The organism is Dasania sp. GY-MA-18 (assembly GCF_024734385.1).
Classification (GTDB): Bacteria; Pseudomonadota; Gammaproteobacteria; order Pseudomonadales; family Dasaniaceae; genus Dasania; species Dasania phycosphaerae.
On sequence record NZ_JANHAP010000007.1, the window covers coordinates 1 to 24861 of the forward strand.

The following is a 24861-nucleotide window of genomic DNA, read 5'->3' on the forward strand; positions in this document are numbered from 1 at the left end:
GGTTTCAATAGAGCGCCGGACGGCTTCAAGCCGAAAAGCCTCCGTGTATCGTTTATTGGGTTTGTATTGCATAAACACCTCTCAATTACTTCATTTGAAAAGTGTCCGTTCTTTTGGGGTCACACCATGCAGCTTGCAGCTTGCAGCTTGCAGTTCGGCCTTTAACGCGTCCCAAACACCACCATAGTCTTGCCTTTTACGTCTACCAAGCCTTGTTCTTCCAGCGTTTTTAATACGCGGCCTACCATTTCCCTTGAGCAGCCCACTATGCGGCCTATCTCTTGGCGGGTGATTTTGATTTGCATGCCGTCGGGGTGGGTCATGGCGTCGGGTTGTTTGCATAGGTCTAACAGGGTGCGGGCTACTCGGCCGGTGACATCTAAAAAGGCTAGGTCGCCAACTTTGCGGGTGGTCTCGCGCAGGCGCTTGGCCATTTGCGTGCCTATGGCCATTAGGAATTCGGGGTTTTGCTCGCTGAGTTCGTGAAACTTGGCGTAGCTGATTTCACCTACTTCGCATTCGGTTTTTGCTCTTACCCAGGCGCTGCGTGACTCTTCATTGTCGAACAGTCCCATCTCGCCAAAGAAGTCGCCCTTGTTGAGGTAGGCCACTATCATCTCTTTGCCTTCATCGTCTTCTATTAACACGGTGACGGAGCCATCAATAATATAGTAGAGCGAGTCGCTGGAATCGCCGGCATAAATCATCGTGCTCTTGGCGGGATAGCGGCGTCTATGGCAGTGGTTGAGGAATACATCAACATTTTTTATATGGGGTGTTAAAGCAACGCTGACCACGGGGCACCTTCTCTGTATCTTGCTGTAGTGACATTATTGTGACGCTAAGTATGGCCGTAAATGGCGATAATCGCTACAGTCTAGGGCAAAATGTAGTAGGCCATAGGCTATTTTTTTATAAGAATGCCTTTATCTGCTGTGTTAAACTCGCATTTTTTCGATTTTGATCAATTAGGTTGTGCAAATATTATGAAAGCAACAGTGAGTTGGGATGAGGGTGTTAGCTTTATCGCCGAGTCTGAGACTGGCCACAGGGTCACTATGGATGGCCCGCCGGATTTAGGCGGTCAAAACAAAGGCCCTAGGCCTATGGAAATGCTGCTTATGGGTATGGGGGGCTGCGCTTCTTTTGATGTGCTCACTATGCTTAAGAAATCGCGCCAAGATGTGGAGAGCTGTGTGGCCGAGTTAGAGGCCGAGCGGGCCGACGCGGTACCGGCGGTGTTCACCAAAATCCATATGAACTTTGTGGTAACAGGCCGCAACTTAAAAGAATCCCATGTAAAACGTGCGGTATCACTATCGGCAGAAAAATACTGTTCGGCCTCTATTATGATGGAAGCGGCTGGAGTAGACGTGACTCATGGTTATGAGATTAAAGATAGCCTCTAGTTGACAGTCGCTAGTCGCTAGGAAAAGATTTTAGAGACTAGAGACTAGAGACTAGAGACTAGAGACTAGAGACTAGAGACTAGAGACTAGAGACTAGAGACTAGAGACTAGAGACTAGAGACTAGAGACTAGAGACTAGAGACTGATTACTTTTCTAAGCCTAAGTAACTGGCAATTTCGTTAATATCCGGCGCCCCTTCTTCGGCGCCGAAGTAACAAACATCTTCGTGCTCATTGTTTACTATCAGCCCTACCACGCATTCAAATTTATATTCTTGGCTTAGGCTGTAGAGCAAATCTATGGGCTTTTTTAAAGTGAGTTTGCGGTTGGTGTCTATGCGCAGGCCTATAAAAGGCTGCTCACTATCCAGGTTTTTATAGACGGTCGCACTGCTGCGGCTTTCGCTTAGCCAGGCATTTATGGCGTTTTCTATTGCCGCTAGCTGGGGCGCAATTTCCTCAGCAAAATCATGGCTATCAATTAAACAATATATTTCCATAGTCTTATCTATTCTTTGTTCTTGTCGCTTAGCACTTACAGCTTGCCGCTATTTAAGCGGGTAGGCCCGTTTAAATATAATAAGTCGTTTTAGTCATTAAGTTGGAGGTAGCCGACATAAAGTTTTTTAGACTGTCGCTAAAGTCTACCCCGCCAGCTTCTAAGGCTCTAGTGCCATGAGCCTGTTCATCGACTAGCATGGTTTCTAAAATGGCTCGGCTGGCAGTATCCTGTTCGGGTAATTGTTGCAGGTGATCGTTTAGGTGCTGGCACACGCGCTCTTCGGTGGCGGCGACAAAGCCCAGGCTCCATTTATCGCCGGCCAAACCGGCTAAGGCGCCTAAGCTAAACGACATGGCGTAAAAGGCAGGGTTTAAAAAACTGGTATGGCTGCCCAGTTGTTGCAAACGCTGCTCACACCACACTAAGTGGTCTATCTCTTCTTCGGCGGCGTGTTCCATTTCCTTGCGCACATCGTCCAGCTTGGCGGTAAGTGCCTGGCCTTGATATAAGGCCTGAGCGCAGACTTCGCCGGTGTGGTTAATGCGCATGAGGCCTGCGATGTGTTTGCGAGTACTGTCGTCAAACGTGGCGGGCTCACAAGCGTCGGCGGGATTTTTGCGCGCAGCAGTAGCGGCGCTAGGGATTAAGGTGCGCAGCGCCTGATCGGCGTTAACAATCAGTTTATCTAGGGGGGATAAAAGACGCTGCATTAGCTTTCCTTATTGGTCGCTGTGCTTAGCTGTTTTCGCGGGCTATAGCTCGGTAGGCTATATCATCGCGATAAAACACGCCATCCCATTGTATCTGTTTTACCTGAGCATAAGCGGCTGCCTGTGCTTCGGTAACCGTGTTGCCCAAAGCGGTTGCGCACAGTACGCGGCCGCCACTGGTAACGACTTGGCCGTTTTCCAATTTGGTGCCCGCGTGAAAAACTTTTTCGCTGTCATTGCCTGCGGGTATGCCGCTAATGGCTTGGCCTTTTTGGTAATCGGCGGGGTAGCCACCGGCGGCCAGTACTACACCTACAGAGGCACGGCTGTCCCACTCGGCGCTAGTGCTGTCTAGTTTTTTATCTAAAGCGGCGTTGCACAAGGCAACTAAATCGCTGTTTAAGCGCAGCATAATTGGCTGGGTTTCGGGGTCACCAAAACGGCAGTTGTATTCAATGACCTTAGGTGCGCCATCGCTGTTAATCATTAAGCCTGCGTATAAAAATCCAGTGTAGTCATTACCTTCGGCAGCCATGCCAGCCACGGTGGGCTCTATCACTTCTTTCATAATGCGATCGTGAATGTCGGGGCTAACTACCGGTGCTGGTGAGTATGCTCCCATGCCGCCGGTGTTGGGGCCGGTGTCGCCATTGCCTACGCGCTTGTGATCTTGGCTGGTGGCCATGGCTAGTACGTTTTTGCCGTCTACCATGACGATAAAGCTGGCTTCTTCACCATCCAAAAATTCTTCTATCACCACGCGGTGGCCAGCTTCACCAAAGGCGTTGCCCGCTAGCATATCGCGTACTGCTTCTTCAGCTTCGGCTTCGCTCATGGCGACAATAACGCCTTTGCCTGCGGCCAGGCCGTCGGCTTTGATAACGATAGGTGCGCCATTGGCTTTAATATAGGCTAGGGCTTGGTCGGTATCGGTAAAGGTTTGGTAGTAGCCAGTAGGGATATTGTGGCGGGCTAAAAAATCTTTGGTGAACGCTTTGGAGCCTTCTAATTGCGCGGCACCTTTAGAGGGGCCAAAGCAGCGTAAGTTACGCTCTTGGAAAAAATTAACCACGCCTTCAACTAGCGGCGCTTCGGGGCCGACTATGGTCAGGCCTACATTGTTTTGTTCGGCAAAAGTGGCTAAGCCTGCAAAGTCCATAACGTCTATGGCGACGTTGGCGCATTTGTTTTCAGTGGCGGTGCCGGCGTTGCCTGGGGCAACAAAAACGGTTTCTACATCGGGAGATTGGGCGGCTTTCCACGCTAGGGCGTGCTCGCGGCCGCCGGAACCAATTATTAGAACGTTCATGTTTTGTCTCTACTGTTGTATGTCTTTTGTCATTCCCGCGGGGCGGGAGTCCAGTGTTATGGTAGCTGGTATGTGCTTGTTATACCGGTGTAAGCCGGTATCCATGTCTTGTTGCCATTCTCACAACGGCGGGAAAACATGCTTAATTTTTTATGTTCTTTACTATTAATGTGCAAATACTTTAGTAAAGGTTTCGCCCTTTTGGGCGAGTTCATTTTCTTTGTTTGCCCAAAGAAAACAGAACCAAAAGAAAGGGCACCCCTAGTCCGTCGTCGGCTACGCCGATACCCTGCGCTACTCATAAACTAGCGGCCGCTGCGGAACTCACAAAATAAAAATACTTAATTTTTATTTTGCTCAAACAGTCCTCGCTGCTTCGCGCCGCTACTTTATTGCGTTGCTCGGCGACTCCCAAGGGGAGTATGGCGCTTCGTAGATGTATCTACTATGCGCCAAAGTTTGTTTTAGTAACAATAAAACCTCTCCGATGTGGAGAGGGAGAGATTTTTCGTTGAGGCAAGGCGGAATCGTTTTGAGCAGCGCAGCTTATAACTATAAGTGAGCAGCGCAGAAACGGTTCCAACGCAGCATCGACGGAAAAGATCCCCTCGAGTTATTTAATGGCGGAAATGGCGCATACCGGTGAATACCATGGCCATGCCGGCTTCGTCGGCCGCCGCTATTACTTCATCGTCGCGCATAGAACCACCGGGCTGTATAACCGCTGCTATTCCTGCTTCTGCGGCGCTATCTATGCCGTCGCGGAAGGGGAAGAAGGCGTCGCTGGCCATGACTGAACCTTTAACGGTTAGGCCGGCATGTTCGGCTTTGATGCCGGCGATGCGGGCTGAGTTGATGCGGCTCATTTGGCCGGCGCCTACGCCTATGGTGCGGCCGCCACTGCCGTAGATGATGGCGTTGGATTTAACAAACTTGGCTACTTTCCAGGCGAATAATAGGTCGCGGATTTCTTGCTCAGTAGGCTGGCGCTTGCTGACGATTTTTAAGTCGGCGGCGGTGATGCTGCCTAGGTCGCGGTCTTGTACTAACAGGCCGCCGTTGACGCGTTTGTAGTCCAGGTCGGCAACAGCTTCGCCCCAGGCGCCGCACTCTAATAGGCGTACGTTTTTCTTTTCGGCAACGGCGGCTTTAGCGGCGTCGCTAATAGAAGGAGCGATAATGACTTCTACAAACTGACGCTCGCAAATCGCGGTAGCGGTTTCGGCATCCAGCTCGCGGTTAAAAGCGATAATGCCGCCAAAGGCTGATTCGGTGTCGGTGGCAAAGGCCAGGTCGTAGGCTGCTAAGATGTTGTCGGCTACGGCTACACCACAGGGGTTGGCGTGCTTAACAATAACGCAGGCGGGCTCGTCGAATTGCTTGACGCATTCAAGCGCGGCATCGGTATCAGCGATGTTGTTGTACGAAAGCTCTTTGCCTTGCAATTGGGTGGCGGTGGCAATAGAGCCAGCTTGTGGATTTTTTTCTACATAAAATGCAGATTTTTGGTGTGAGTTTTCACCGTAGCGCAGGTCCTGCACTTTATTGAACTGACTGTTGTAAGTGCGTGGGAAGTCTGCGCTGCCACCGGGAACCATGCGGCCAAAGTAATTGGCGATAGCGCCATCGTAGGCGGCGGTGTGTTCATAGGCTTTAATTGCTAGGTCGAAGCGAGTGGCCTGTGAAGTGCAGCCATTGTTGGCTGTCATTTCTTCAATAATGCTGCTGTAGTCGCTGGCGTTAACTACGATGTTTACAAAAGCATTATTTTTAGCTGCCGCACGCACCATGGTGGGGCCGCCTATGTCTATGTTTTCTATGGCGTCTTCTAATGAGCAATCGGGCTTGGCAACGGTTTGTTCAAAGGGGTAGAGGTTAACCACGACCATGTCTATGGCGTTAATGCCGTGCTCGGCCATCACGCTGTCGTCTTGGCCTCTGCGACCTAAGATGCCGCCGTGTACTTTGGGATGCAGCGTTTTTACGCGGCCATCCATCATTTCGGGGAAGCCGGTGTAATCAGAAACCTCTATTGCCGGAATGTTGTTGTCGCACAATAATTTGTATGTGCCGCCGGTAGATAAAATCTCTACGCCTTGTTGGTTTAAGGCTTGGGCAAATTCAACGATGCCGGATTTATCGGAGACGCTGATTAGGGCGCGTTTAATGGGAAGAAATGTTTGCTCGTTGCTCATATCGCTAGTCAAAACTCTTAGAGGTTAAAGGTTAGGGCGTGAGAGGGGCGCTAATAAAAAAGGCCAGAGCATATGACCGATTAGCTCTGGCCTTAATACGCAGGGCTTATAGTAAGCCGTACTGCTTTAACTTTTTGCGTAAAGTACCGCGGTTTAAACCTAACAGCTGTGATGTTTTGGTTTGGTTGTTGCGGGTGTACTTCATCACTTCTTCTAATAGTGGTGCCTCTACCTCTGACAGTACCATTTCGTAAACGTCGGTAACGTCTTGGCCATCCAGGTGTGAAAAATAATTGTTTAAAGCAATGGCCACGCTGTCGCGTAAGGTTTGAGCCTGGGCAACGGGTGCATGGGTCAAATGTTGCTTTTGTTGGTCGGTGCTTGAGACTGCCTCGGCTGCCGGTGCTGCTGCTGTAATATTGCCGAAAGTTGAGTCACTTGGGTTCATGCTGCTTTTTCCTTTGTATTCAACGGCAACATCAAATCGCTGGCAAACAACTCAGTAATAGCCTGGCGCTGGTCATGGGCGCTGTCTAACTGGTTGAAGAGCTTTCTGAAGTTACCGTTATTGGTGTGTTCTTTTAAGTACCAGCCCACATGTTTGCGGGCTATTTTAACTCCCATAAATTCGCCGTAAAAGGCGTATAGCGCGTCCAGGTGTTGTAGTAGCGTGTGACGCACTTGGTGCTGGTCGGGAGCGGCTACTATAACATTGTTGCACAAAAATTGATCTATCTGATGACAGATCCACGGCCTTCCTTGAGCGGCGCGGCCTACCATAACGGCATCTGCGCCAGTGTGTTCTATCACTTGCTTGGCTTTGGCGGGCGAGTCTATATCGCCATTAGCAATAATCGGTATATTTACCGCTGCTTTAATAGCCGCAATAGTGTCGTACTCGGCTTCGCCCTTAAACGCGCAGGCGCGGGTGCGGCCGTGTACGGTAAGAGCGGCGATGCCGTGGTCTTCGGCTATGCGGGCTATGCTGACGCCGTTGCGTTGCTCCGGCGACCAGCCGGTGCGTATTTTTAAGGTCACCGGTATGTCTACGGCGGCGACCACGGCCTGCAAAATATCGCTAACCAGTACCTCGTCTTTCATCAATGCTGAGCCTGCGGCTTTTTTGCAGACTTTTTTTGCCGGGCAGCCCATATTGATATCAATAATTTGGGCGCCCATGGCGGCATTGAGTTTGGCGGCTTGCGCCATCATCTCGGCATCACCACCGGCAATTTGTACCGAGCGTAAGCCTTGCTCACCTTCGTGATTGAGACGGTATTGCGATTTGCGGCTATGCCATAGCGAGCTATCACTGGTCACCATTTCGGATACGGCCAAACCCACGCCATAGCTTTTGCACATTTGGCGAAAAGGGCGGTCGGTTACGCCAGCCATAGGGGCTAGAACAACGCGGCTGTCCAATTGATAGTGGCCGATTTGCAACATGGGTTTAGGGTTATTCCGAGCAAGTGTGGCGTGCTGTTTCGTGGCGTTGTTTGGCTGCCAGAGTCGCGTCGCGCTAATCATTTGCGAGGCTGTTTAGGGCCTCCCAAAAAGAGGGCGCTATGATAATGCTAAGCCGCGCGGGGTTAAAGCTTTATCGTGCAACTTTTATACAATTTTTTTGCGGTAATTTGCCCAATAGTATGGTATTGGGCGAGGGGGTTTATTGCGGTAAAAAGCGCAATTGGTAGTTAACTGCGGCCGAACCGGGGTCGATTATGTCTAAAGAGATGTGTATGGGTTGCTTGGCGGGCATCATGCTGCGGCCGGTAAGCTCGCCAGCGAGATAGTCGCTGGGGCTAAAGCGGCGGCCGGCAATAATCTGGCCGTCTATGTCGGTAAACTGTAATTCCAGTAGCGGGAAGGGCTGCTGAAAACTGGCCAAATTGGTCATCATCGCATCTACCACTAAGGCATTTTGGGCCTTGGGATGGCTGCGCACCATTAAGTTGCTGGAGCGAATCAGGCCTATGTCATGCAGGGCGGGTAGCTGGCAGCCGCTAACTTGGCACAGTGTTTGGAATAATGGCCGGTACTGCTGATGGCGTGCCAGGCTGTCGAAGTTGTATTGTATATATTGTGCAGGCAGGCCTAGGGCGGCGACGAGTATGGCTGCGCGCCACAGCCAGCGATAGCTGTTTTGGCTGATAGTGCTGCTGGCTATTTCTACGGGTTCGGGTTCTATATTAGAAAGCAGCGGTTTGCCTTGCGCAGGGGCGTGGCCTATGCGGTCGCCGGCAGCAAAGCTTGAGGGCTGCGGTGCCAAGTCAGCTTCGTCTACGGAGTCGTGTTCGCCGGTGAGCGATTGCGAGTGCAGGTCATAGTTGTTTTCGGGGGCTTCATTGAGCAGTGCGACCAAGTCGGGGTCTAGCTCTGGGCCGGGCTTGCTAACCGAGGCTATGCTTTCTTCTAGCATCTCAGGGTGCAGGTCGAAGGCGGGTTTGGGCTTGGGGGCGGGTTCGTCCTCGTCTTCTTCTAATAGTTTTTCGGCCCAGTCGTCTTCACTGCTGTCGTCTTCGTCGCCGTTCTCGTCTAGATCTTTAAAGACGGCGCTGGGGCTGGACTCCCAGCTGTCCATATCTAAAAAGCTGTCGCTTAAGTGGCTGTCTAGCTCAAAGTCTTGCTCGGCGAACAAGGTTTCGTCGTCAGGCTCTAGCAGGGGCTGCTGGCTGGTGTTATCAAAGATGAGCTCGTCGTCATCGGCTGTTTCGATCAAGCTTTCGGGCTCGTCATCGTCCACAAAGATGAGCTCGTCGCTATCGTCTTGCTCGCTGGCTGCCGAGGGGCTTTCGGTTTCTTCGTCGTCGGCAAAGAGTTGTTCGGTATCTATATCGTCGCCGATAAGAAAGTCGTCATCGTCTAAGTCGTCAAAACTGTCGTCTATAGAGGTGGCGGGGATGGCCTCACTACTGGCGGCGGGTTTGTTTTCCCCCAGCCAGTGATCGGGGGCATTAAAAATATGTAGGCAGGAGCCACAGCGCACGGCGCCGTTGGCGATGTCTAGCTGAGCGTCAGTGACTCTAAAAGAGGTCTGACATTTAGGGCATTGTGTAACCCTACTGGACATACTCTATTCCTTGTAATGGCGTATTACTGATTAGCATTATTAATAAGTGCCAAGGCCTATGAGTTAGCGGCGGCCTAGAGCAGCCGCCAAATTATGATCAATTAGTGCCAATAAGTGTATCTGTTTTTTCAGAAAAAACGAGGACTTATACTGTGTTTGTGAAGTGAATCCAAGCTTAGCTGGTTTTGCGTTTGCCGCTGAGTCGCATCCAGCCTTGCTGGTTAACAGAGGGCTGCATGTTGAACCACTGTTGGTAGTGTTGGCTGAGGTCTTCGGCCTGTATATCTAAAAGGCCGGACAGGACGATATCGCCACCGGCCAAGCAGTGTTGGCTCAGGGTTTCGGCGAGCTCGGTGAGGGGGCCGGCTAAAATATTGGCCAATACAATATCCGCTTTGATACCGGGGGTATCTTCGGGTAAGTAAGTGCTTATTCGCTTGGGTTTGATATTGTTGTTTTGGGCGTTGTCCAAGGTGGCGATTAGCGCTTGTGGGTCGTTGTCTACGGCGATGACTTGCTTGGCGCCCAGTAACAGCGCCGCTATACCTAAGATGCCTGAGCCGCAGCCATAGTCTATGACCACTTTGTCTTTAAGCTCGGCGCTATCCAGCCACTCTAAACACAGAGCGGTGGTGGGGTGGGTGCCGGTGCCAAAAGCCAGGCCTGGGTCTAGCATCAGGTTGGTGGCGTCGGGTTCGGGGGGCTCTTGCCAGCTGGGGCATATCCACAAATTTTGGCCAAAGCGCATGGGGTGGTAGTTGTCCATCCAGGCGCGCTCCCAGTCTTTGTCTTCTAAGATTTCCCAGCGATAAGCGGGCAGTGAGCTTCCTAAGGTGGCGGTGGCGACCAAGGTGGCTTGGGTGGTGTCGGTATCGGCGGTAAACAGGCCGGTGACTTTGATGTTGTCCCAAAGCGGGGTTTCACCCACGCCGGGTTCGAGTATGGGTTGGTCGGCATCGTCTTCCATGGTTACGGAGGCGGCGCCGGCAGCCAGTAGGGCATCTTCGATGGCTTCGGCTTGTGAGCGTTGGCATTGTACGCGAATTTGTAACCAGGACATGTGGGTTCCTTAATGTGGTGATTTCGCCACTTTTTCGCATCCAAGCGAGCGTGGCCTAGCGTTCATCCTGAGCATAAAAAAACGCCTCAAAGGAGGCGTTTTTAAAAAAGAGCGCTGGGGGATTAGAGTCCCAGTTTCTTTTCTAAATAGTGGATATTAACACCACCTTTCATAAAGGCCGAGTCCCGCACTAAATCTTGTTGCAGGGCAATGTTGGTGCGTATGCCTTCAATCACCATTTCGTCCAGCGCACTGCGCATGCGAGCAAGAGCGGCCTCCCTATCTTCACCCCAGGTAATCACCTTGGCGATCATAGAGTCATAGGTGGGGGGCACGGTATAGCCGGAGTACAAGTGTGAGTCTACTCTTACGCCTAAACCGCCGGGGGGGTGATACATGGTGACGGTGCCGGGGCAGGGCATAAAGGTTTTTGGATCCTCAGCATTGATGCGGCATTCAAAGGAGTGGCCGCGTAGCGGTACATCTTCCTGCTTAATCGCTAAGGGGATGCCTGCGCAGACTTTGATTTGCTCTTTGATTAGGTCTATGCCGGTAATCATTTCTGATACGGGGTGCTCAACCTGTATACGGGTGTTCATTTCTATAAAGTAGAAATTGCCGTCTTCGTATAAGAACTCGAAGGTGCCTGCGCCGCGGTATTTAATGTCGTTACAGGCTTTGATACAGGCCGCATAGGTGGCTTGTCTGGCCTCTTCATTAATGTCGGGGGCGGGGGCTTCTTCCAGTACTTTTTGGTGGCGGCGCTGTAAAGAGCAGTCGCGATCATATAAATGTATGGCATTGCCTTGGCCGTCGGAGAGTATTTGTATCTCTACGTGGCGTGGGTTTTGTAAAAACTTCTCCATGTAAACCGTGGCATCGCCAAAGGCAGCGCCGGCTTCTGAGCGGGTTACGTGTATGGAGTTCATTAAAGCAGCTTCGGTGTGCACTACTCGCATGCCGCGGCCACCGCCACCGGCGGCGGCTTTAATGATAATGGGGTAGCCGATGTCACGAGCTATGGCCATACAGCGCTCGGTGTCGTCCTCGGGTAGAGGGCCGTTAGAGCCTGGCACGGTGGGTACACCGGCTTTTTGCATGGCTTCAATGGCGGCAACTTTATCCCCCATTATGCGTATGACATCGGGGTCTGGGCCAATAAAAGTGAAGCCACTTTTTTGAACTTGTTCGGCAAAATCAGCATTTTCAGCTAAGAAACCGTAGCCGGGGTGTATGGCGCTGGCATCGGTCACTTCGGCGGCGCTGATAATGGCCGGTATGTTTAGGTAGCTTTGTGATGAGGGGGCTGGCCCTATGCACACAGACTCGTCGGCTAAGCGTACGTGCTTTAAGTCTTTGTCGGCTTGCGAGTGTACGGCTACGGTTTTAATGCCCATTTCTTTACAGGCGCGCAATATACGTAGCGCTATTTCGCCGCGGTTGGCGATAACTATTTTTTCAAACATGGGGTGTACCTATTAGGAGTACCTATTAATTGAAGTAGTTGCATCAGCTGGGGTTACACAATGGTGACCAAGGGTTGGTCAAACTCAACGGGCTGACCGTCTTCAACTAATATGGCTTCAATAACACCGGCTTTATCGGCTTCGATTTGGTTCATCATTTTCATAGCTTCTACTATGCAGATAACATCGCCGACTTTTACAGACTTGCCTACTTCTACAAAGTTTGGTGAGCCAGGTGAGGGGGCGGCATAAAAGGTGCCTACCATGGGTGACTTCACTAAGTGGCCAGCGGGGGCTGGTGCGGCTTCTGCGGCGGCTGGCTCAGCAACTGGCGCGGCGGCAGCAACTGGGGCTGGCGCGGGGGCCTGCATGGGGGCGTGCGCATAAGCTATAGGGGCAGATGCGGCGCCATTACGGCTGATGCGCACAGACTCTTCGCCTTCTTTTATTTCAATCTCATCGATATTAGATTCTTCTAGTAATTCGATTAGCTTTTTAACTTTGCGTATATCCATGATGATTCTCTATTAGCTGTATGGTGAGTGAGGGGATTCAAGGGCGGTGAGCGTTACAGCTTGCTCAGCGCCGCTTGAAAGGCCAGTAAATAGCCTTGTGTGCCCAGGCCGCAAATCACGCCCTCGGCTATATCTGAAAAATACGAGTGATGCCTAAAGGCCTCGCGGGTATAAATGTTAGAGATATGAACTTCAATAAACGGGATTTGCACGCCCAGCAAAGCGTCACGCAGGGCTACGCTGGTGTGGGTGAATGCGCCGGGGTTAAAGATGATGAAGTTTATCCCTTCCTGTTTGGCGGAGTGTATGCGTTCTATTAGTTCATACTCGGCATTGCTCTGCATGGCCAGCAGGTGGTGGCCACTGCTTAGGGCTGCGTCGGTGAGCTCGCGGTTAATATCCTCAAGGGTGGCGGAGCCATAAACTTCAGGCTCGCGGCTGCCTAGCAGGTTGAGGTTGGGGCCATGTAAAACTAATAGTGATGCCATAGTACTCTCGGTATTTTCTCTGTGCCTGGCAAAAGGGCTGTAGCCGTTTATTTTGCTGGGCGGGCTTAAAATTAAGGGGTGCTTAAATTTAAGGCAGTGGGGATTCTGCCTTAAAAAAATAATGTAGTCCAATATTTGTTAACTTCAATGCATTTAGCGACAAATTTGCAGATTTTAACTGCAAGATCGACTATTTTTGGCCTTTTGGCCTTATTTTTTTTGGGCACGTTCGCGGCAAATGCCGCCACTTTTGCGGGCCGTTACTGGGACTTAAGCTTTTTTCGAGGAGTTTGCGGCTAATATCCATAAACGTGATGCTAACTTGCGGTATCTTTAGGTTTTTCTGTTGTGTGCCTAGTTTTGCTGGCTGTACAGGCTGATTTGTTCCAATAATAGCGACTTGCTTAAGATCTGCGGCAGGATGATTGCCCGGCTATTAGCGCTGGGTGGGTATAGCAGGTACAGCGGAATACCAGTACGGCCATGTTCTTTTAGTAAGGCGCTGATGGCAGGGTCGTGATTGGTCCAGTCGCCCTTGAGGTAGTTCACATTATTGGCCTTAAAACTGGCTTTAACTTCCTCGGTGCTTAAGGTGATTTTCTCGTTGGCTAGGCAGGTAATGCACCAGTCGGCAGTAAGGTTAACGAAAATGAGCTGCTGTTGTTGGCGTAGCTGGCTGAGTAATTCGGGGCTATAGGCTTGCCACTCTTGTTCGTTAGTTTGTTCGCTGCTGGGGCTAAGCATAGGGCTGCCTATTAGCCATACTGCAGCGGCCAGACAGCTTAGGCTGAGTAGCTTACGCAGCCAATGTTGTTGCCACAGCCATAGCGCCAAAGCGATAAGCAGGCAGCCGATTAATACCAGCAGCATACCGGTCACGCCGGTTTGTTTGCCTATTACCCAGCACAGCCAAAGCGTGGTGGCGTATAGCGGGAAGGCTAAAAACTGCTTTAGCTGCTCCATCCAAGGGCCGGGCTTGGGGAGCTTGTTTAGCAGCTTGGGGCTGTGGGCCATGATTAACACCGGCAGTGCCATGCCTAAGCCTAATGCGGCAAAAACCAGCAAGGCGGTTAGCGCATCCTGAGTGATGGCATAGCCCAGTGCGGTACCCATAAAAGGCGCGGTGCAGGGACTGGCGACTACGGTGGCTAATACGCCGGAAAAAAAGCTGCCGCTATAGCCCTGTTTAGCGGCGAGCTGGCTACCTGCCCCCATCCAGCTTTGACCTAGCTCTATAGCCCCTGACAGGCTTAAGCCCATCACAAAAAATAAGTAGGCCAAGGCGGCAACAAACCAAGGGCTTTGCAATTGAAAGCCCCAGCCTACCGCTTCGCCTGCCGCTTGCAGGCTAATTAAGGTGGCGGCCACGGCTACAAAGCTGACAATGACACCAGCGCTGTAGCTGAGGCCGTGCAAGGAATGATTGTGCTCTTTATCTTTGGTAAAGCTGAGTATTTTTAAGCTGAGTACCGGAAAAACGCAGGGCATTAAATTTAAAATGGCGCCGCCCAGCATGGCGAATAGGATGGCGTAGAGTAAAGAGATATGGCTGCTTTCATTACCCTTGCTGGCTGCAGACGGGGGGATCGCCGCGCTGTTGCTTAAAGGGTTTTGTTGCGTAATTAGGGTTTCGTCTATGCTTTGCTGATCGGCATTAATGGTAAAGATTTGTTTGCGCGGGGGGTAGCATAGGCCGGCGTCGGCGCAGCCCTGGCTGGTGACGGTGAGTTGGTAGTTACCAGTTTTGGGTATATCGGTGAGGGTGACGGCGCTGCTATGGTAGTACACCTCTACATCACCAAAAAATTCATCAGTTTTAGCCAGTCCCGGCTCTATGTCGGCGCTAATGGCTAGGGCTTGGCCCTGGTCTGTTAAGTCGAATTTAAAGCTGTGTTTATAAAGGTAATACTTCGGGGCGATTTGCCATTGCAGTTGCAGGCTGTGGTCTTGATTAAAAAAACCGCTGAGTTGATAGGCTTGCTCTACGGGCAAAAAGGTTTCGGCTTCATCGAATTGGCTAAAACTCTGAGTGATTAAGCCCAAAGTACTAAAGCTAAGCGCAAAGAAAAGTTTAAAAAGCATGAAACACCCGCTGTGCTGATTTATGATAAGGGCTTATGTTTTTAGGCAATAAGCGCTATCCATTGAAGGTTTATTGTATAGCAATTTCAACTGAGGCAGGCTATCGTGCTCAAAGTTTCATCTAGGCTGGTCAAAAACAGTGCGCTAGTCGTACTTATGCTTGTGCAGCTGATGATGTTTACGGCCAGCCCGGTTTGGGCGGCAGGCGATACATTTACGCCGCAGCAGGCAGAGCCAGCATTGGCCGAAGCTGAGCTGCGGCGGCTACACTATTATTTATTACAGGGGCAGCAAGCTCTTGCCGATCAGCGGCTATTATGGCCAAAGGGTGATAATGCCTACGAGTGGTTTCAGCAGGCGCTAAGCATAGATGGTCGGCAGCCTGAGGCGCATGCCGGCATGCGCCAAATTGGCCAGGCTTATTTGGCGTTGGCGCAACAGGCCTATAATGCAGGTCATAGGGCTGAGGCGGAGTTAATGTTGCAGCGCGGCCAGTATGTATCGCTGTCACCAGCGCAAGCCGCGGCATTGAGCCAGCGTTACCCGGCACCGGCAGTAGCGGCTAATGAGTTTGCTTTACCGCTGGCTGATTTATCCCAAAAAAATGAGCGCGTGATAGAGCAGCTGGGGCAATTGGCGCTGCGCGCCAAAGCCCTGCCTTCGCGGTTATTAATAGTGGCTAGGTCCGATAGAGAAGGGCGCTGGATATACAAGCAGATGCGCGATTCGGTGGCGGGTTACCGGCTGCGGGGTAATATTAAACTGGGGCGTGTGCCTAAAATCGTGTTTATCGATATGCCGGGCTCAGCCGTGCCTGAGCAGGCCAGCGATAGTTAAAGCAAGGAGCGTGATGTGCGAATAATAGTGACTTGCCTGCTGCTAATGATGGCAGGCTGGGTACAGGCAGAGTTAAAGATAGAGCAGGCTTATGTGCGCGGCTTGCCACCCGGCCAGCCTAACACTGCGGCTTTTATGAGCTTAAACAATACCGGCTCCCAGCCGCTAACACTAACAGCGATTAGCTCGCCAGCAGCGCAGAGCGTAGAGTTGCACACCAGCCGCCAGCATGGCGACATGGTGCATATGGAAAAACTGGATAGCTTACAAATAGCTGCCGCAGAGACAGTGGTGCTGCAGCCTGGTGGTCATCACTTAATGCTATTGGGTTTACATCAGCCACTGGCTGAGGGTGACAGCGTTATATTGCAGTTTAGTTTTAGCGATGGCTCGCAAACTAGCGCTAAACTAGCAGTACGCAGTGTATTAAATGAGCCGGCAGCACAACAGCATCAGCATCACCATTAAGTTAGGGTAAATTATGAATTGGCAGGGTGTTAAAGAGTCTTTACAGAGACAAAAAGAACGAGCGCTAGAAGCTACTGGTGAAGGCCTGTTACGTTTTGCGCCGCTATTGCTGGCGGTCTATCTGCTGGCGGCAATAGTAGTGGGCTTTTTTTGGTCATCAGAACCAGAGCGTTTGCCTGAGCAGGGGGCGAGTAATGCCGTGGTAGGCACCGCCACCACCGAAAGTTTAATTTATGTCGCCGACACCTTGCTATCTAAACCCGGTGGTTTTATCTCCAATGACATACTGCCCCCCGGGGTGTGGCTGGATAATATCCCCAACTGGGAGTACGGGGTATTGATTCAAGTGCGCGATTTGGCCAAGGCCATGCGTGAAAGTTTTAGCCGTTCGCAAACGCAGTCTACCGAAAACACCTTTTTGGCCAAGGCTGAGCCCAGCTTAAACTTTTCCAGCAATAGTTGGGCGGTGCCAGCATCGGAGTCGGAATATCGTAATGGCATTAAGCAGCTAGAAAAGTATTTGCGGAGTTTGCAAAGCACTAATCAGCCTTCGGCACAATTTTATGCCCGCGCCGATAATTTAAATTATTGGCTGCAAACCGTAGAGTCGCGTTTGGGTAGCTTATCGCAGCGTTTAAGTGCCAGTGTAGGTAAGCGTCGTTTAAATACTGATTTGGCAGGCTCTACCGAGGCTAAGCAATCCACCTACAGCCCACATGAGATGGAGGTGAAAACCCCGTGGTTAAAAATTGATGATGTTTTTTATGAGGCGCGTGGTGCCAGCTGGGCATTAATACACTTTTTAAAAGCGGTAGAGCGTGACTTTGCCGATGTGTTGGCCAAGAAAAATGCGCGGGTGAGTTTGCAACAAATTATACGCGAGCTGGAGAGCACACAAGAGCCCGTGTATAGTCCCATGATTTTAAATGGTAGTGGCTTTGGTGTGTTAGCTAATCACTCGCTGGTGATGGCTTCTTATATATCCCGCGCCAATGCTTCTATTATCGAGCTGCGTGAGTTATTAACCAAGGGTTAATCGGCAAGCTTTAACTACGAAAAGATAAAAGGTATAACAATGTTTTTAGTAAAAAAATTAATGGTATTGGCTGCAGCATTGGCAATGGCAGCCTGCGCTTATAGCCCGCAGCAAGTCATGATACAGCCCGAGCTAGATGTGGCTGACGATGTTTACGGCCAGGGCCGCATAGTGACGGTGCAGGCCGAGGATCAGCGTAGCAATAAGGCCATAGGCAGCCGTGGCGGTGCTTACCCAGATACGAGTTTAATTACCCCAGCTAATGATATTAGTGAAGCCATGGTTAAGGCCACTAAAGCGGGTTTGCGCCAACAGGGTTTTTCGGTAGATTCAAACCAGCCGCCGGTAGCCACATTTAAAGTTATTGTGGATACGCTAAATTATGAAAACGATAAAGATACTGTTACCGCCAAGGTAAATTTGATGGCGGTGTTGCGTGTTGAAATTAACGTGGCAGAAAAAACACATAGCGGTGTTTATAAAAGCGCCATCAGCCAGCAGTTAGTGATTAAACCTACAGCTGGGACTAATGAAAAATTGATTAATAAAGTGTTGTCTCAAACTTTACAGCGCGCCTTGGCTGACCCTAAAGTGAAGGCGTTTTTGAGTAATAGTTAGCAGTCGCTAGTTGTAAGTCTCTAGTCGCTAGGTTTTTTTGATATTTATTTTTTAAATCCGGCAATGGCGCAAGGTCATTGCCTGCGGCTGTAGAGAACACAGCTTTTAATATCTTAAATATTGGCACGACGTGAGAGGGCTGAGGCGGGTGTGCTCGCGGAATATAAGAGGGCTGGCCGAAGCAGCGGATGAGACAGCGCAGCGTTTTAAGGCTCAGTAGCGTATGAGGGCGTCCTTTTAGGTAAAGGGGGGAAGGGCCGGCCCATGTAGCGAGTGCGCCCGGCTCAGTCATCGTAGTAGTAATCTGTAATTGCAGCCCGAATTTGCCTTTCCCTAATCGAAAATTAAAAAGCGCATTGCTTTATTGTCAGGGTTAAGTGCTTTAAATACGGCAATGCCCCAAGGTCCTTGCTCCATGATGGCGGCCCTCCGGGCTGCCTTCGCTCGCTACTGAGCCCGCCCCTGCGGGGAAAGCCGGTCTCATCCGTTCACTCAGCGCTCATCTTTTATATTCCGCAAGCACCTTGGGGCATTGCCTGCGATCGTAGGGTGTCCAGCTTTTAATATTTTAAAATTTAGCACGATGTGAAAGGGGTGAGCTGGCCGTGGTAGCGGATGAGGGCGTCTTTTTAGGTAAGGGGGAGGGAGGGCCAGATCATGTAGCCAGAGCATCTGGCTCAGCCATCGGTGCCAGTAAGCCACACCTACAGCGGTAGATTTCTCAAGCAATAAAAAAGCCCTTACCTAAGTAAGAGCTTTATCGGTATTAAGATGCCCAGCTTGTCGCTGCGATTTTTTAGCGCTTAGATTATAAGCGTTTACCCTGTTTAACCTTGGCGTTTTTAAACAGGTCGGCCATGGTGCTGCTGGGGGCTTGCTTTTGTTGCTGCTGGCGTTGGGTTTTAGCGCTAGCGCCGCCTTGGTTTGGCTTGCTGCCGCGTTCGGCGCGATTGTCTTCACCCGCCTTGTCGGTCAAGCGCATGCTCATGCCTATGCGTTTGCGCTGTACGTCAACTTCCATGACTTTTACTTTGACTATGTCGCCCGCTTTTACCACCTCGCGTGGATCTTTTACAAAAGTATTGGACAGGGCTGAGATATGCACTAGGCCGTCTTGGTGTACACCTACATCCACAAAGGCGCCGAAGTTGGTGACATTGGTGATGGTGCCTTCCAAAATCATATCGGGCTTGAGGTCAGAGATTTTTTCTATGCCTTCTTTTAGCTCGGCAGTTTTAAACTCGGGGCGCGGGTCGCGGCCGGGCTTGGCTAGCTCGCTGATAATATCGGTAACCGTGGGCAGGCCAAATTTTTCATCGGTAAATTGAGCGGGGTCCAGGGTCTTTAAAAACTGGTTGTCGCCCATAATATTTTTAACCGGCACATTATGTTGGTTGACAATTTTTTCTACCACGCTGTAAGACTCAGGGTGTACCGCCGAGGCATCCAGTGGGTTGTCGCCATTCATAATGCGCAAGAAACCAGCGGCCTGCTCAAAAGCTTTGTCGCCAAAACCTTTGATGTTTTTTAAGTCTTCACGTTTAGTAAACGCACCGTGGGCATCGCGGTAGTCGACTATTTTATTGGCCTGGCTGCTGCTTAGGCCCGATACGCGCGTAAGCAGTGGGCTAGAGGCGGTGTTGAGGTCTACCCCTACGGCGTTTACACAGTCTTCTATAACTACATCTAATGAGCGCGCTAATTGCGTTTGCGAAACATCGTGCTGGTATTGGCCTACGCCTATGGCTTTGGGCTCAATTTTTACCAGCTCGGCCAGCGGGTCTTGCAGGCGGCGGGCGATAGAAATTGCGCCGCGTATGGTTACGTCTAGGTCGGGGAATTCTTTAGCGGCGAATTCCGAGGCCGAATAAATCGAGGCGCCGGCTTCGTTGACGATGACTTTTTTCAAGCCCAGATCGGGGCGCGCTTTGATAATCTCACCCACAAAGGCATCGGTTTCGCGGCTGGCGGTGCCGTTACCTATGGCGATCAATTCTACCTTGTGTTTTTCGGCAAATTTAATCAGCACCGCGGCTGACTCGGCGATTTTGTTTTGCGGCGGGGTGGGGTAAATGGCGGTGTGGTCTACCACTTTACCGGTGGCGTCGACTACCGCTACTTTTACGCCGGTGCGCAGGCCGGGGTCCAGGCCTATGGTGGCCTTGGGGCCGGCGGGGGCTGCTAGTAATAAGTCTTTTAGGTTGTTGGAAAAAACTTTAATGGCTTCTTCTTCGGCGCTTTCACGCAGCTGGCCCATTAGGTCGGTTTCTAAATGGGTGTATAGCTTGATGCGCCAGGTCCAGCGCACCACTTCGCGCAGCCATTTATCGGCGGCGCGGTCCTGGTCTTCTATATTCCAGTGCTTGGCTACCATCACCTCGCAGGGGTGTATGGCGGTTTTGGCGTTGGCCTGCTCGTCGGCATCACCCACGATAATGCTTAAATTCAACATGCCTTCATTGCGGCCGCGGAACATGGCCAAGGCGCGGTGCGAGGGTACTTGTTGCAGCGGCTCGTCGTGCTCGAAGTAGTCGCGGAATTTTTCGCCTTCCTGCTCCTTGCCTTCGTTCATGCGGCTGCTGAGTTTGCCAAAGTCCCATAAATAGCCGCGCAGCTGGCTGATGAGGTTGGCATCTTCACTGAAGCGCTCCATTAATATGTATTTGGCACCGTCCAGAGCGGCTTTGATGTCGGCCACGCCTTTGTCGGCGTCTATATAGTTGGCGGCTTCTACCTCGGGGGCTAGATTGGGGTCGTTGAGCAGAGCGTCGGCCAGAGGCTCCAGGCCTGCTTCTATGGCGATTTGGCCTTTGGTGCGGCGCTTCTTTTTATAGGGCAGGTATAAATCTTCCAGCCGGTTTTTGGTGTCGGCGGCGTTGATATCGGCGGCCAGCTCTGGGGTGAGCTTGCCTTGCTCCTCTATGCTTTTCAGTATGGCGGCGCGGCGGTCTTCCATTTCACGCAGGTAGCGCAGGCGCTCTTCCAAGTTACGCATTTGGCTGTCATCCAGCCCGCCGGTGACCTCTTTACGGTAACGGGAGATAAAGGGCACCGTGGCCCCTTCGTCTAATAGGCCTACGGCGGCGCTGACTTGCTGGGGTTGTATGGATAGTTCTTCAGAGATACGTTGAAAAATACTGCTCATGAGGATACTGACACTCTGTTATTAGGCATGGAGAATAGAGGCGCATTATGCAGAAATCATAGGGCGCTGGGCAGCTTGTTGCGGTAAAAAAAAAGTGCTAGGGGAAGGGCAGCCACAAGTGGCAAGCTGCAAGAGCTTGGGCTTGTCGCTTAAAGCTTGCCACTTGTAGCTGCTGACAAAGTCAGCCTATTCCGTAATCTTATCGTGATAATGCGCCAAGTCTATGCCGAAGGAGCCGTTGGATAGCAGGTGGCGTATGCTGATGATGTCGCCGTTTTCGTCTTTGGGGTGTTGGCTTAGGTCTAGCTGGCGCTTGGCGCAGGGTTGTTTGTTGCGGTCGCGTACTATCAGTATGCGGGGTTTGTTGTTATTGGCCTGTGGGGTGGGCAGTACTAGGGCGGCTTCACCGGTGCTTAATTCGGCAACGCTGCCAGCGGGGTATATGCCCAGGGTGTTGATAAATTTGTTTACCAGTTTGCTGTCGAAATGGCTGCCTTGTGCGCCCAGTAAAATACGTAAACCTTCTAAGGCGGTTTTGGCGGGGCTGTATATGCGTGTGCTGGTTATGGCGTCGTAGGCATCGGCTATGGCGACTATGCGGCTGAAGTAAGAGATTTTATCGCCGCTTAGTTGCTGTGGGTAGCCGCGGCCGTTGATGCGCTCGTGATGGCTATGGGCGACTTCGGCGGCGATTTCGGGTACGTCGTGTTTGCTCATTAGCATTTCGTAGCCGTGGCTGGTGTGTTTTTTGAGCAGGATAAATTCGGCATCGGTCAGTGCTGCTTCTTTATTTAGTATGCCCAGCGGCACCTTGGCCTTGCCTATGTCGTGCAGCAGCCCACATAAGCCCAGGGTTTCTAGGTCGGCGGGTGACAGGCCTTCGGCGCGGCCTAAAGTGATGGCATAAACAGCAACGTTAAGGCTGTGCTCGGCAGTGTATTCGTCCACATCTTTTAATAGCCCCAGCCATATCATGGCCTCTTGGTTGGCTATCACTGCGGCTACGCATTGCTGCACGGCTTTTTTGGCGACGGTGGCATCAAAGCTGCGGCCTGCGCGCATATTATTAAAAAACCCCTTAATAATACTTTTGGCTTGGCGGTGTGCGCTTTTGGCCTGTGGCAGGGCGTGCTCAAAGGTGAGGGTGTTGCGGTATTTATGGCGTACAAACTGTTCGCCAGATGGATCTACCGGCTTGGGCTTTTTGTTTATCACATAAACATAGCGGCATAGCGTTTGTAACTGTTTTAGTTCGCGCGGGGTTTTGATTTTAAAACCATGCACAGTGAAGGGAGATTCTAGCCAAGGGCGATCTAGTTCCACTACGCTCATGCCTATTTTGAGGTCGGCAACATTTAAGCGCTGTATTTGGCTAGGTCTAACGGACAAGCTTTGTCTCCAAGAGCGATGAGGTGATGAATAGTGTATCGGCACGGTGCGGTAAATCTTTGCTTTTAAAAAAGTTTGGTTATAATAGCCCGCGTTGCGCGTAGTACCAATAGCAGTAACCCTGCTGGTTGCGCAAAACTCACCCTGGGGGTGGCCTGTTTGATCATAAGTCGAGTTAGGCCTGAGACGTTTACGAACCCCTTGAACCTGATCCGGTTAATACCGGCGTAGGGATGGGAAATACTAGCTCAGCCTAGTGATTACATAGTACCCTTCTGCACGTCCGTTTCCGGGTCTCTTATGCTTTTTTAGAGACCAATTATGAAAACTCTTTGTAAATCTTTATTGGCGCTGTCTATCAGTGCTTCTGCATTTGCTAATACGCAAATAGAAACTGTAGTTGTGACCTCGGATTTTCGTGAGGCCAATCTGCAGCAGGCACCAGTGAGTGCCAGTGTTTTTTCTGCGGAGCTTATAGCGCAACGCCATGCTCAGCATTTAGAGCAATTACTGGCGATGGCTCCCAACGTTAACTTTGCCAGTGGTAGCTCGCGTGCCAGATACTTTCAAATACGAGGTATAGGTGAGCGTTCACAGTTTATAGAGCCGATTAATCCATCAGTAGGTGTCATTATTGATGATGTGGATTTTACTGGCATAGGTACTGTGGGCACTATGTTTGATGTTGAGCAGGTAGAAATTTTACGCGGGCCACAAGGTACTCGCTACGGCGCAAATGCCTTAGCCGGCATGATAGCTATCCAATCACAGGCGCCCAGTGAAACCTTGAATGGCTATATAGAAGCTACCGTTGCGGAATATGATAGCTATTCAGTGGGTGCGGCTGTAGGCGGCCCAATCAGTGATGAGTTATTGTATCGCGTAGCCGTGCAGCAGCATGAGTCCGATGGCTATATGGATAACGTCTTTTTAAATAAGGAAGACAGCAATAATTTTGATGAGCTGACAGCCAGGGCCAAGCTGCGCTGGATAGCCAGCGACGATTTAAGCATTGATATGAGTGTGTTTAAAGCCGATATAGATAATGGCTACGATGCATTCACCTTTGATAATTCTCGCAACAGTATTGCCGACCAACCTGGTCACGATAAACAAGATACTAATGCGTTTGCGATTAAGGCTGATTGGGTTATTTCCAGCGCTTTGAAATCCGAAATAATAGCTAGTTATTCAAGTAGCGATATAGAGTACGGTTATGATGAGGATTGGAGCTATGTAGGCCTGTGTGCCGGTGCGCCTTGTGATGGTTGGGAATACTCCTCTTTTGATAATTATTTGCGTGAACGTGAAACGGGCACTGTAGAGCTTCGATTACTATCCGGTGAAACGGGTAAAATATTTAATAACAGCACAGAGTGGTTACTAGGCTTTTATTTAAGAGACCAAAGCGAAGAACTGGAAAGAGAATACACCTATTTAAGCAGCAACTTTACCAGCGATTTTGATACCACTAATCAGGCTATTTTTGCTGAAACTGCAACTGCGCTTACCCAAAAGCTAACGCTAACAGTAGGGCTGCGAGTTGAAGATTGGCAGGCACAATATGATGACGCCAACGCCTTAGATATAGAGAGTGATGAAACGCTTTACGGTGGCAGGTTAGTGTTGGATTACGCCTATAACGATGACGCCATGATTTATGCCAGCATAGCCCGAGGCTATAAGGCAGGCGGCGTTAACACCGATGGTACTCTGACAGCTAAAGATAGAGACTTTGAAACTGAGTACCAGTGGGCTTATGAGCTGGGAGCCAAGCATTCGTTGTTAGACAATCGCTTACAAACTCGGCTGGCGTTATTTTACACCCAGCGTAAAGACCAGCAGGTTAAAGCCTCTTTTTCTGCGCCTCGCAATGATGGCAGCACAACGTTTACAGATTTTATTGCTAATGCAGGCCAAGGTAAAAATTACGGTTTAGAGCTTGAGGCAATTTATCAAGTCACACAGCAGTTGCAAGTCGCTGCCGCGCTAGGCTGGTTAGAAACCAAAATAGAAGATGACGCCTTATCGGTGTCTGGCCGTGACCAAGCCCATGCGCCTAACTATCAATACTCTGTTGCTATGCAATACGATATTAGTGATGCTTGGAGTGTGCGTTTAGAAGCCGAAGGTAAGGACGGATATTATTTCTCGGATAGCCATGATTCACGAGCCGATAAGCAGGACTTGATCAATGCTAAGGTCAGCTATGCTATTGATAGTTGGAGCCTGTCATTATGGGGGCGTAACTTAACAGACGAAGATTATGCAGTCAGGGGCTTTGGTGGTTTTGGTAATAACCCGCAAAACTTCTATGAGAGTGAAACCTATACTCAGTTAGGCGAGCCTAGAATTTATGGCGTCAGCGCAAGCTATAAGTTTTAAAGTTTTAGCCTCAGTTAGACTGTAGTTATGGATGCCGGGTCACGCCCGGCATGATTGAGCACGGCATTGGTTGCGAGTTGCTTGTTCGTCACTCCGGCGCAAGCCGGAGTCTATGCTTACTAAGTTTTACACATATCTGTATGCCGGCCCAGGTCGGCATGACTATATTAAGGAATG

Annotated in this window: 21 protein-coding genes and 1 riboswitch; of the genes, 6 read left to right on the forward strand and 15 right to left on the reverse strand. The window is 50.6% G+C overall.

Annotated elements, in window-relative coordinates; all coding sequences use genetic code 11:
• Window positions 1-161: 161 nt before the first annotated feature.
• Window positions 162-797 carry a cAMP-activated global transcriptional regulator CRP gene (gene crp / locus NO559_RS09350; protein ID WP_258331557.1) on the reverse strand — a complete coding sequence of 212 codons (636 nt, stop codon included), beginning with the start codon at window positions 795-797 and terminating at the stop codon, window positions 162-164.
• Between the two features lie 189 nt (window positions 798-986).
• Here crp and NO559_RS09355 point away from each other — a divergent pair, with 189 nt between their 5' ends.
• Complete coding sequence (locus NO559_RS09355; protein ID WP_258331558.1) at window positions 987-1409, forward strand: OsmC family protein; 423 nt, start codon at window positions 987-989, stop codon at window positions 1407-1409.
• 146 nt (window positions 1410-1555) lie between these two features.
• Here the strand turns inward: NO559_RS09355 and NO559_RS09360 are convergent, their stop codons facing one another.
• The 12 genes from NO559_RS09360 to NO559_RS09415 form a co-directional block, all read right to left on the reverse strand.
• Window positions 1556-1909, reverse strand: a complete 354-nt coding sequence (locus NO559_RS09360) for a hypothetical protein (RefSeq protein WP_258331559.1) — start codon at window positions 1907-1909, stop codon at window positions 1556-1558.
• A gap of 70 nt (window positions 1910-1979) precedes the next feature.
• On the reverse strand, window positions 1980-2621 hold the full coding sequence (coq7, locus tag NO559_RS09365; protein ID WP_258331560.1) for a 2-polyprenyl-3-methyl-6-methoxy-1,4-benzoquinone monooxygenase: 642 nt from the start codon (window positions 2619-2621) through the stop codon (window positions 1980-1982).
• Between the two features lie 25 nt (window positions 2622-2646).
• Entirely contained in the window at window positions 2647-3930 is a 1284-nt protein-coding gene (purD, locus tag NO559_RS09370; RefSeq protein ID WP_258331561.1) for a phosphoribosylamine--glycine ligase, read from the reverse strand.
• 617 nt (window positions 3931-4547) lie between these two features.
• Window positions 4548-6125 carry a bifunctional phosphoribosylaminoimidazolecarboxamide formyltransferase/IMP cyclohydrolase gene (gene purH, locus NO559_RS09375; protein ID WP_258331562.1) on the reverse strand — a complete coding sequence of 526 codons (1578 nt, stop codon included), beginning with the start codon at window positions 6123-6125 and terminating at the stop codon, window positions 4548-4550.
• A 106-nt stretch (window positions 6126-6231) separates the two neighbouring features.
• A complete protein-coding gene (gene fis, locus NO559_RS09380) occupies window positions 6232-6573 on the reverse strand; it encodes a DNA-binding transcriptional regulator Fis (protein WP_258331563.1) in 342 nt (113 codons plus the stop codon).
• Window positions 6570-7571, reverse strand: coding sequence for a tRNA dihydrouridine synthase DusB (gene dusB, locus NO559_RS09385; protein ID WP_258331564.1), 1002 nt, complete (start codon window positions 7569-7571; stop codon window positions 6570-6572). The genes fis and dusB overlap by 4 nt, the downstream gene beginning before the upstream one ends.
• A 220-nt stretch (window positions 7572-7791) precedes the next feature.
• Window positions 7792-9195: a DUF3426 domain-containing protein gene (locus NO559_RS09390; RefSeq protein WP_258331565.1), complete on the reverse strand. Its 1404-nt coding sequence runs from the start codon at window positions 9193-9195 to the stop codon at window positions 7792-7794.
• A 175-nt stretch (window positions 9196-9370) separates the two neighbouring features.
• Complete coding sequence (prmA, locus tag NO559_RS09395) at window positions 9371-10255, reverse strand: 50S ribosomal protein L11 methyltransferase (protein WP_258331566.1); 885 nt, start codon at window positions 10253-10255, stop codon at window positions 9371-9373.
• Window positions 10256-10377: 122 nt separating this feature from the next.
• On the reverse strand, window positions 10378-11721 hold the full coding sequence (accC, locus tag NO559_RS09400) for an acetyl-CoA carboxylase biotin carboxylase subunit (RefSeq protein ID WP_258331567.1): 1344 nt from the start codon (window positions 11719-11721) through the stop codon (window positions 10378-10380).
• 53 nt (window positions 11722-11774) lie between these two features.
• Window positions 11775-12236, reverse strand: a complete 462-nt coding sequence (gene accB, locus NO559_RS09405) for an acetyl-CoA carboxylase biotin carboxyl carrier protein (RefSeq protein WP_258331568.1) — start codon at window positions 12234-12236, stop codon at window positions 11775-11777.
• Between the two features lie 53 nt (window positions 12237-12289).
• On the reverse strand, window positions 12290-12724 hold the full coding sequence (aroQ, locus tag NO559_RS09410) for a type II 3-dehydroquinate dehydratase (protein WP_258331569.1): 435 nt from the start codon (window positions 12722-12724) through the stop codon (window positions 12290-12292).
• 354 nt (window positions 12725-13078) lie between these two features.
• Window positions 13079-14806 (reverse strand): protein-disulfide reductase DsbD, encoded by a 1728-nt coding sequence (locus tag NO559_RS09415; RefSeq protein WP_258331570.1) that lies wholly within the window; start codon window positions 14804-14806, stop codon window positions 13079-13081.
• 105 nt (window positions 14807-14911) lie between these two features.
• Between NO559_RS09415 and NO559_RS09420 the strand changes: the two genes are divergently transcribed.
• The 4 genes from NO559_RS09420 to NO559_RS09435 are packed head-to-tail and all read left to right on the forward strand — an operon-like array spanning window position 14912 to window position 17765.
• Complete coding sequence (locus tag NO559_RS09420) at window positions 14912-15643, forward strand: hypothetical protein (protein WP_258331571.1); 732 nt, start codon at window positions 14912-14914, stop codon at window positions 15641-15643.
• 15 nt (window positions 15644-15658) lie between these two features.
• Window positions 15659-16111 carry a copper chaperone PCu(A)C gene (locus tag NO559_RS09425; protein WP_258331572.1) on the forward strand — a complete coding sequence of 151 codons (453 nt, stop codon included), beginning with the start codon at window positions 15659-15661 and terminating at the stop codon, window positions 16109-16111.
• Window positions 16112-16124: 13 nt separating this feature from the next.
• Complete coding sequence (locus tag NO559_RS09430; RefSeq protein ID WP_258331573.1) at window positions 16125-17147, forward strand: DUF2333 family protein; 1023 nt, start codon at window positions 16125-16127, stop codon at window positions 17145-17147.
• 39 nt (window positions 17148-17186) lie between these two features.
• Window positions 17187-17765, forward strand: a complete 579-nt coding sequence (locus NO559_RS09435) for a YajG family lipoprotein (RefSeq protein WP_258331574.1) — start codon at window positions 17187-17189, stop codon at window positions 17763-17765.
• A gap of 808 nt (window positions 17766-18573) precedes the next feature.
• On the opposite strand, the gene NO559_RS09440 is transcribed toward NO559_RS09435, so the two are convergent.
• Together NO559_RS09440 and NO559_RS09445 are read right to left on the reverse strand one after the other, a co-directional pair.
• Window positions 18574-20910, reverse strand: a complete 2337-nt coding sequence (locus tag NO559_RS09440; RefSeq protein ID WP_258331575.1) for a Tex family protein — start codon at window positions 20908-20910, stop codon at window positions 18574-18576.
• A gap of 186 nt (window positions 20911-21096) precedes the next feature.
• The gene (locus NO559_RS09445; protein WP_258331576.1) at window positions 21097-22299 is read right to left on the reverse strand and encodes an HD-GYP domain-containing protein; all 1203 of its coding nucleotides are present in this window, start codon (window positions 22297-22299) and stop codon (window positions 21097-21099) included.
• A gap of 136 nt (window positions 22300-22435) precedes the next feature.
• A riboswitch (TPP riboswitch) is annotated at window positions 22436-22550 on the forward strand.
• 70 nt (window positions 22551-22620) lie between these two features.
• Here NO559_RS09445 and NO559_RS09450 point away from each other — a divergent pair.
• A complete protein-coding gene (locus tag NO559_RS09450; RefSeq protein WP_258331577.1) occupies window positions 22621-24684 on the forward strand; it encodes a TonB-dependent receptor in 2064 nt (687 codons plus the stop codon).
• Window positions 24685-24861: the final 177 nt, after the last annotated feature.

Bases quoted from the DNA above. Each gene is read 5' to 3' on its own strand.
- NO559_RS09355 (WP_258331558.1), top strand. From the start codon at position 987: ATGAAAGCAACAGTGAGTTGGGATGAGGGTGTTAGCTTTATCGCCGAG.
- NO559_RS09360 (WP_258331559.1), bottom strand. From the start codon at position 1,909: ATGGAAATATATTGTTTAATTGATAGCCATGATTTTGCTGAGGAAATT.
- coq7 (WP_258331560.1), bottom strand. From the start codon at position 2,621: ATGCAGCGTCTTTTATCCCCCCTAGATAAACTGATTGTTAACGCCGAT.
- purD (WP_258331561.1), bottom strand. From the start codon at position 3,930: ATGAACGTTCTAATAATTGGTTCCGGCGGCCGCGAGCACGCCCTAGCG.
- purH (WP_258331562.1), bottom strand. From the start codon at position 6,125: ATGAGCAACGAGCAAACATTTCTTCCCATTAAACGCGCCCTAATCAGC.
- fis (WP_258331563.1), bottom strand. From the start codon at position 6,573: ATGAACCCAAGTGACTCAACTTTCGGCAATATTACAGCAGCAGCACCG.
- dusB (WP_258331564.1), bottom strand. From the start codon at position 7,571: ATGTTGCAAATCGGCCACTATCAATTGGACAGCCGCGTTGTTCTAGCC.
- NO559_RS09390 (WP_258331565.1), bottom strand. From the start codon at position 9,195: ATGTCCAGTAGGGTTACACAATGCCCTAAATGTCAGACCTCTTTTAGA.
- prmA (WP_258331566.1), bottom strand. From the start codon at position 10,255: ATGTCCTGGTTACAAATTCGCGTACAATGCCAACGCTCACAAGCCGAA.
- accC (WP_258331567.1), bottom strand. From the start codon at position 11,721: ATGTTTGAAAAAATAGTTATCGCCAACCGCGGCGAAATAGCGCTACGT.
- accB (WP_258331568.1), bottom strand. From the start codon at position 12,236: ATGGATATACGCAAAGTTAAAAAGCTAATCGAATTACTAGAAGAATCT.
- aroQ (WP_258331569.1), bottom strand. From the start codon at position 12,724: ATGGCATCACTATTAGTTTTACATGGCCCCAACCTCAACCTGCTAGGC.
- NO559_RS09415 (WP_258331570.1), bottom strand. From the start codon at position 14,806: ATGCTTTTTAAACTTTTCTTTGCGCTTAGCTTTAGTACTTTGGGCTTA.
- NO559_RS09430 (WP_258331573.1), top strand. From the start codon at position 16,125: ATGAATTGGCAGGGTGTTAAAGAGTCTTTACAGAGACAAAAAGAACGA.
- NO559_RS09435 (WP_258331574.1), top strand. From the start codon at position 17,187: ATGTTTTTAGTAAAAAAATTAATGGTATTGGCTGCAGCATTGGCAATG.
- NO559_RS09440 (WP_258331575.1), bottom strand. From the start codon at position 20,910: ATGAGCAGTATTTTTCAACGTATCTCTGAAGAACTATCCATACAACCC.
- NO559_RS09450 (WP_258331577.1), top strand. From the start codon at position 22,621: ATGAAAACTCTTTGTAAATCTTTATTGGCGCTGTCTATCAGTGCTTCT.